This window comes from bacterium, from assembly GCA_035527515.1.
Taxonomy (GTDB): domain Bacteria; phylum B130-G9; class B130-G9; order B130-G9; family B130-G9; genus B130-G9.
This window is the reverse complement of sequence record DATLAJ010000054.1, coordinates 1-7,326: the sequence shown is the minus strand read 5'-3', so window position 1 is coordinate 7,326 and position 7,326 is coordinate 1. Positions and strand designations below refer to the sequence as shown.

Annotated in this window: 6 protein-coding genes; 1 reads left to right on the top strand and 5 read right to left on the bottom strand. The window is 57.5% G+C overall.

Going from position 1 to position 7,326, the window contains the following annotated elements; all coding sequences use genetic code 11:
* Positions 1-215: 215 nt before the first annotated feature.
* From VM163_03735 to VM163_03715, 5 genes are all read right to left on the bottom strand, one after another.
* A complete protein-coding gene (locus tag VM163_03735) occupies positions 216-848 on the bottom strand; it encodes a hypothetical protein (GenBank protein ID HUT02982.1) in 633 nt (210 codons plus the stop codon).
* A gap of 621 nt (positions 849-1,469) precedes the next feature.
* Positions 1,470-2,279, bottom strand: coding sequence for a hypothetical protein (locus VM163_03730; GenBank protein ID HUT02981.1), 810 nt, complete (start codon positions 2,277-2,279; stop codon positions 1,470-1,472).
* A 232-nt stretch (positions 2,280-2,511) separates the two neighbouring features.
* A complete protein-coding gene (locus VM163_03725) occupies positions 2,512-4,347 on the bottom strand; it encodes an asparagine synthase-related protein (protein ID HUT02980.1) in 1,836 nt (611 codons plus the stop codon).
* Positions 4,348-4,490: 143 nt separating this feature from the next.
* Positions 4,491-4,772, bottom strand: coding sequence for a PqqD family protein (locus VM163_03720; protein HUT02979.1), 282 nt, complete (start codon positions 4,770-4,772; stop codon positions 4,491-4,493).
* A gap of 475 nt (positions 4,773-5,247) precedes the next feature.
* Positions 5,248-6,195, bottom strand: a complete 948-nt coding sequence (locus tag VM163_03715) for a hypothetical protein (GenBank protein ID HUT02978.1) — start codon at positions 6,193-6,195, stop codon at positions 5,248-5,250.
* A 233-nt stretch (positions 6,196-6,428) separates the two neighbouring features.
* On the opposite strand from VM163_03715, the gene VM163_03710 reads away from it, so the two are divergent.
* Positions 6,429-7,163, top strand: coding sequence for a YdcF family protein (locus VM163_03710; protein HUT02977.1), 735 nt, complete (start codon positions 6,429-6,431; stop codon positions 7,161-7,163).
* Positions 7,164-7,326 lie beyond the last annotated feature (163 nt).

The window sequence follows — 7,326 nt, the reverse complement described above, 5'->3', positions numbered from 1 at the left end:
CTTAGGGATCGCAACAGTAAAACGAGTGGAGGTCGCGTCGGAACTACGAGGCGCGGCTACAACCATCTGGAAGATTCGGGCTGCCTTGGAGAGCGCCGGCATCGAGTTTATCGCGGCGGAGGCGGGGAGGGGACCCGGCGTGCGACTCAGGTGGGAGTAAGGTGACCACGAAGGTCCGCGATACAAGTGAGGCTGGGCAAAATTCCAGTACAGCGTTAGGCAGCCTTGGCGCTCTCGCCGCGTCCTACCGGGAACGGAGTTGCATCAATCACCACCGCATCGCCCCTAGTGTGACCCCGGCTGCTCTGAAGCAGAAAGAGCATCTGCAGCGTCTTTGTGAGGGCATTCATCAAAGTGGTTTCGTGGCGCGCGAGCTTTCCGAGCCCATCACCAAAAGCGCCATCCTGAATGAGGGCATCGCCAAGTTGAACTGACCACGCCTCGTCGGACATCTCGTCGGCGTCTTCTTCGCCGCCTTCCTCGTCGTACTCATCCGACCGCCTTGCCCGCATCGCTTGCTGTGACTCCTTGGCTTCCGCCACCTGAGCCTGACGAGCGTCAATGATCGCGGCCTCAAAGAAGGGCACACGGCGCAGGCGCCAGAAGATCCCAGCGAGCCGCTCCACCAACTCGCCCTCCAAGACCGATTGCGGCTCGTGCTCCTCGAGGAGTTCTGCGCGCAATTGATCAAAATCACCGGCGTTCTCGCCAGCGATGATGAGCATCTTTGCTGTCAGACCGTGCTTTCGTGAGTTGAGGCGCGATCGAGCCTTCCCAGCAAGGGACTTCGGGCCTGTGCTGTTCTTTGCGTTGGCTCTGTTCGCTTGAAGCTGCTTCTCTGATGCCATGATGCTTTCCCCCTTGTGAACTTCTTCGCACCAGACATATGGTGTTCGCTATTTGTTCTTTCAATGGTTGGCTATCAGGCTTTCTTGCCCGGCTTGCCGCTAAAGGCAGGATAAAGCTGTATTATCAAAATAAGCAACTAATAGTTGCGCTAAGCAAAGCGAACCCAATTGCTGCGTTACAGAACTTAGCTGCCTAGTGGCTCGCCGCGCGTCTCCACAAATTTGTGGCTATGATAACTGCCATGCACCGAGCAGCCCAATGACCAGCTTCTCTCTAGAAAAGCTCCTACCCATCTTCGTTTATCCGTTGGGTGCCGCAATGCTCGGCTAGCGCGATTCGACCTATCGGTTATCGGGTCGCGCGCATTCTACAAAACGAAGCCAATTGCTGCGTTGCGGAATTTACCTGCCTCCACCGCGAAGTGGCTGGAAGAAGGTACTTTTGATTACGGGGAGCTGCGCTCGGCGCAGAGCCGCAAGATCCAACTGTCAACACTGCAGCAACGAGGTTGGTGCTTTGGTGCCGGCGCGGGGCGGCGCAAAGCCTTGCGTGCTCCATTCTGGCACCGGCAAAATTGGCTGAGTTGAGACGATGATGCCGATCGCGGTTGCAGTCCGGCGCTACGCTCGGCCCACCGCGTGCCCGAAGCTCTCCTCTGAGTAGAACACCATCTCGAATCCGGCTTCGGCTAGCTCTTCACGAACCTCGTTCTCGGTGAACGAGCGATCAAAGGTGGAGCTGATCGAGTCCCCCGCTTCGACCGGCTCGGCACCACGGATGGCTCGAATGAACTTCGCTAGTCGATACGACAGTCGTCTCGACATCGAATTCCGCTTTGCCCAAAACGACAGGAAGAGCGGTGCGCCCGGGCAAAGATGCTGACGAAACTCCCGCAGCAGCTCAACCCGTCGCCTCCGCCCGAAAACGTGGATATAGGCACCCCATCCCAATATAGCTCCGTCGTAAGTCCCGAGGGTCACCGGGACCCCGCCCGGCTCGGCCTGAATCACCGTAGCCTCGACACCATGCAGCTCGAGGAAGCTCTGACATTTTGCCATCAACTGAGGGTTGCACTCGAACGCATCGACCAAGAACCCCATCCGAGACAACGCCAGAACCTCCCGCCCACCCCCAGCCGACCCCAGCAGAATTGATCGACAGTCAGCGAAGTATTTCTCGATCACCCGCTGTTCCCAATATCGCAAGCCCGATAGGTTGTAGGCCGCATCGTGGTAGTTGACGTCGCCCGAGTCTCCACTCTGGGTCGAGGTGTAATGATGATTTGTCAGGACTTGCAACTCTGATGGGTCCAGAAAGCCAAGGAAGAAACCACGATGAACGGCTTTCACTCCGTTCTGAATCCTGGCGAGCAAGCGTCTCGTGAACAAGTACGCCGTGACCCGATGGGGAAGTCGTTCCTCGCTCTTCATCTGGGTATCCAAAATCGGACAAAGCATGCTGGAAGCTGTTCTACGCTTACAGAGACCTGGATAAATTTCATTGGCTTTTTATTGTCCTGCGAATAATCATAATGAGGCAACGGGAGCTAATCGGTGACGGACAACAAGAGTGATGAGCTGCGGGGCCGAAGGAAGGATCGCGACGTACCAGTGAAGCGGAGCTGGGAAAGGCCGATTGTGCGCAAGGAATCAATTGCCTCAATTACCCAGAAGTCCGGCCGGCCGTCGGATAGTGATCACGGGACCTCTTAGTAGGGCGACCCAACTTCTTAGCCCGCAGTTCCAGGAATCTTCCTAGGTAGTAGGCCGGGAGCAGGATTGCCCGCCCATCATATGAGGGAAACGGGTCCTGTAGGGTCTTACGCTCTATGCGATCAGCTGCTTGCTCGAGGCAAGCGTAATCGACATACCTACCTAGATCGACGGTGGTTTGCTGTCTTTTGAGTTCTTGCCGAATTTGATCCAAGTCCTTCTGCGTTCGAAGAAGTAGATCTGGCCCGAACTCCCCTTTATCTTTGCGCAACCTGATCAGGTCGGGCAAGAGATCCTTTGTAGCCCTGCGAATGAGCCTCCTCCCAACGCCAGCTCGCCGGTGCTGATCACTTGGAACGGCCAGGCAGTACTCGACCAAACGAACGTCGATGAGAGGATATCGCAGCGATAGCTTGTAGTCGGCTGCCTCGGTCACCCAATTGTGGGTGTCGACGCCTTCGTCAGCCAATCCCATGATGTACTCTTGTAATATTGCTCGCGCGCTCGAAGGAAGGTAGTTGGTGCAATCCCAGTAGGGAGTCGCGTTGAGCTTCGTTCGGAGATCGACCTCTTGAGCGAAGAGCTCTGCGATACAGGTGCCATGATGACCGAGATAGCCGTGGCGCTGATAGCTCAGCGCATGCCAGACCTTACGGGGCAGTTGGGCTGACGCCAACTGGCGCCACAAGCGAAAGTTCGATATGCCGATTATTTCTCTCTCGGCACTGTATTCTCTGATGAAGCGTCCCAGCTTCAGGCTACCCAGCAAGCAGGCAAGGTGCCGCGGGCTGTTGAACGAGGCGGCTTGGTCTCCTCCGTTTCCGGTCAAGAGCACATTGCAGCCAACCTTCCTAGCTTCCTCGAAAAGAGCCTTCTGGACGTAGTTCGTTGCCCATTGAACGGGCAGCCTGAGGCTCTCGAAAACCTGCTCGACCGGAGCGAGGGGGGAGAGGCCGGCCGCCGTTGTGTAGCGCATGTCCAGCTTTGATAGGCTGCCCGTTAGTGCCTCAAGATACTTCCGCTCGTCGCGATCAGCCGCCGGCGAGTCGAGTTGGGTTACATGCCCCACTCCCACCAATTTGGTGACGGTATCTCGCGAGGCAGCAAGAGCGGTGATGGCGGCAGAGTCGAGTCCGCCCGAAACCATCACCCCGGTGCAAGACCCGGGATCGATGCGTGTGGCGACAGCCTCGCCCAGGAGCTCCCGATAGCGATGCACATAATCGCGCTTGTCCTTGTAGTACACTCGCCGACCCGGATCTGGTTTCCAATAGGACTCGAGTCGAGGCTCGCCGTCGGCCTCTATCACCATCATGTGGCTCGGAATTAAAGACTGAATCTCCCGGTAGGGTGTCGGCCCCGCCGAGCAGCTGGCGTAGATCAGATAACGAGCGAGCATTGTCTCGTTTAGATCCAGTGGAACGTCCGGAAGGTCGAGCAGCCCCCGCATCGCCGATGCGAAGAAGAAAGACGATCCGACCTTGGCGTAGAAGAGAGGCCGCACCCCGAAGTGGTCGCGGACCAGGAGCAATCGGCGCTGTCGCTGATCCCAGATTGCGAAGGCGAAGTCCCCTAGCAGATGCCGTGAACACTCAACTCCCCAACGCCGATACGCTCGCAGCACCAACTCGCTATCCGAAATCTGCTGGCAATGGTCAAAGCCGATCTCGAGCTTTTCCGACAACTCTCTCCTATTGTCCAGACGGAGGTCGCCGGTGAACAGAAGATCCCGACCCTCGTCGAACAGCGCCTTACAGGGCGCCCGCTCTAGGAGTGTCCGATCCATCAACAGGTGTCCAAATGACACCCCACTCGCGGCGACCTGGCTGTACCCATCGCAGCCCAGAGCCGCGAGACTGTCTGCCAGTCGCGCTGGTGTCGCCGGATCTACCGGGGCGCCATCGTGCTGATAGATCCCGAAGATCCCACTCACATCGCCTCGTCACCTGCTTCGATCAGGCACTCCTGGGACAGTCTTTCAATCAGTTCGAGCGTCTGCGATTCGCACGTCGGACGATCGACCTCGAACTCGGTTAGAAGCACGGAGCAGATCGCATTCACCGTCATCGGTGTCTCAAGCAGCTGCCAAACCCGCGCCGCAACGCTGTTGAGACCGAAGTAATGCTCGAGATCGGCTCCGAGAACGACGGTCTCTTCAGAACTAAGTTCCGTATGGAGATGTCCTTCGCCACGAACGACGGTCGTACTCAACTGAATCGGCTTCGGCATCATGACTGAGAATAGATGATTTGGAACTCGGTTTGCTGATCCCCGGTCAGAACCCGACCGTCACACTCGATCCAGGCATGTGCTTCGATCGCCTTGAGACTTCCACCCTGAGTCGCTTCAGTTGAAACTCCGAGAAACAGGGTGCTGGGAATTCTCTTCCGATTGAGATACCGCTTCGCCGCCACAGCTTGAGCCAGGCAGTTCCTACACCAGGGGATTCTGGCGGACAAAACTGCTGTCGACCAACCGACCGCTTCGAGTTCATCGAAAGGCGTCTCCCGCCCAACTCGTTCGTTCTCATCGCCCAGTGCAAGCGACTGGACGATCCTCCGGAAGGGAATCATCTTCGCTTCGAGTCTCGCGCGGGTAATCCCCAAGGCCGAACCCACGAGTACCCGTCGTCTCAGGCGACCCAACCTGAAGAATTTCCCTAAAGCGCCTATCGAAACCCGCTTTGTCATTTCGAGCACAGTGGCCTTCGGCCGTGAAGTCGAGAAATCCCTCTCCAATGGAGCTCCAAAATATCACCAATGTCACCTAGTCTACTCAGATCCTTGGGCCTCCGCAGCCGATAGCAGGCCACCGTTGCGAGAGCCCGAGATGTCCACTCCAAGAACTTGCGCTCCTTCCCGAGGCTACCGATGAGACTAGACCGATATATATTGCTGCGAAACGCGACAAAAGCTGCATACTTTCCCATCGGTTCTATATGAGGCATCGAGTCTGCCGCCTCATCAAATTCCAGGAAGTAGATCCGATTCAGTGGCAAGGCTCGCTGAGCCTCGCGTGGCCAGGTCAAGATTTCAAACTTCCTGTCGATGCCCTGGTCCTGCAACTCGAGCTTGGAAGATTTCCCAAGGGCCTCTAGAGCATCCGGCATCAGTCGGATCCGCGCAGGGGCAGAGCGGAGCAAGACCTCGTTCGTCGGGGCCAACTCCAATGCTGCGACGTCATCCCCATTCACCTGATATCCTCGTTGCGCGAATAGTGCTGTCAAGGTTGACTTGCCACCCCCGGAGTCGGCTGAGAATGCGACCCCATACCCTTCAACCCCTATGCTGCCTGCGTGGAATGGCATCAGGCCACGCTGATGGAGCAGGGCTCCCATCACGGAACCCAGGAGAAATAACCTGACCTGGACTTCGGTGGAAGATGGATAACGGACCACCTCGATACTTGCTCCGTCGCGGATAGAGAACGTTGCCACACCCGGTATGTCGAGGAAGATCGCGTCGCCCACGACGACAAATCCGTTGTCGTCGCGGCCGCTCCTGCTCAAATCGCTCGAGATCGAGCCGAGGGAAATGTAAATGTCACTCGGTCCCTCGTCGATCGTTTCGCTGAGTTCGGGCAGACGAACCTCTGAACTCAGCCGCAATCCGTAAATGCTATAGGTGCTGCGCATCCGGGCGCATTATGTCAGCAAACGGCAGTCGAGGAGAGTTCCAAATGAAGGCCAGAACTAGAAGCCAGCGCGAGGACCACCAAGTGGTGGCGACACACGGTGAGGACTGCGCACGAAGCGCCTCGCCTTGAAAACCTGCAGGTTTGACCTTGGACGTGCGCCCACTTTGGAATTTACTCTGCGCGTCCTCACAAATTTGCGGCTAGGATAATTGCCACGAACCGAGCAGCCCAATGACCAGCCTCTTTCTAGCGAAGCTCCTACCCATCTTCGTTTATCCGTTGGGTGCAGCAATACTCATCGGCGCTCTTGCGCTTGCACTATCCTTCACAATTTGGCGGCGCATCGGGCAGGTGCTGCTTGGCCTTGCACTCCTGTCCCTGTGGATTGCAGCCACGCCCCTCTGCGCAAGCTGGCTCAATTGGCGGTTGCAGTCGGAGCTTGTGCCGGTTGGCAAAGATCCGCTGCCGCAAAGCGATACCATCGTCTTGCTTGGTGGCATCGGTCCGGCAGACCGGATTGTGGAAGCTCTTCGGATCTACCGGGCCGGCAAGGCGCCACGCATCGTGATCTCTGGGGGAAATCAGCCCTGGCGGGTGTGTACTGTTCCTGAGGCGGAATCGATCTCCAATGTTTTGGTTGGGCTCGGTATACCGTTTTCAGCTTTGATCCTGGAAACCGAAAGCCGAAATACGCGTGAGAATGCCGTCAACACCGCCGCCATCGTCAAGGCGCATGGATGGCGCACGGGGCTTCTCGTCACCTCGGGCACCCATATGCCACGCGCCCTCGCAGCATTCCAAAAAGTGGGCATCAGTTTGGTGCCGGCGGCGACGGATCTCTATGGGCCTCCCAAATTTGTCAGCCTCCTCGACCTTCTGCCGGACGCCCAGGCTCTCGCCCTCACCACCTCGGCAATCAAAGAGATGATCGGATTAGGCGTCTATCGCTTTCGTGGCTGGGCGTGAGAGCCCCGTGCTGGCGCCTCCAATGCGCGACCGTCGAAGCTGTCCTGCGCGACGGGCGCTAGAGAACACCATCTCTCGGAGTAGAGTTGGCGGTCCCTGCTGAATTCAGATCTGGAGGTGTGCCTGGTGAGACGCTGCGAGGCGCTTACTGCTCAAGCTCCGC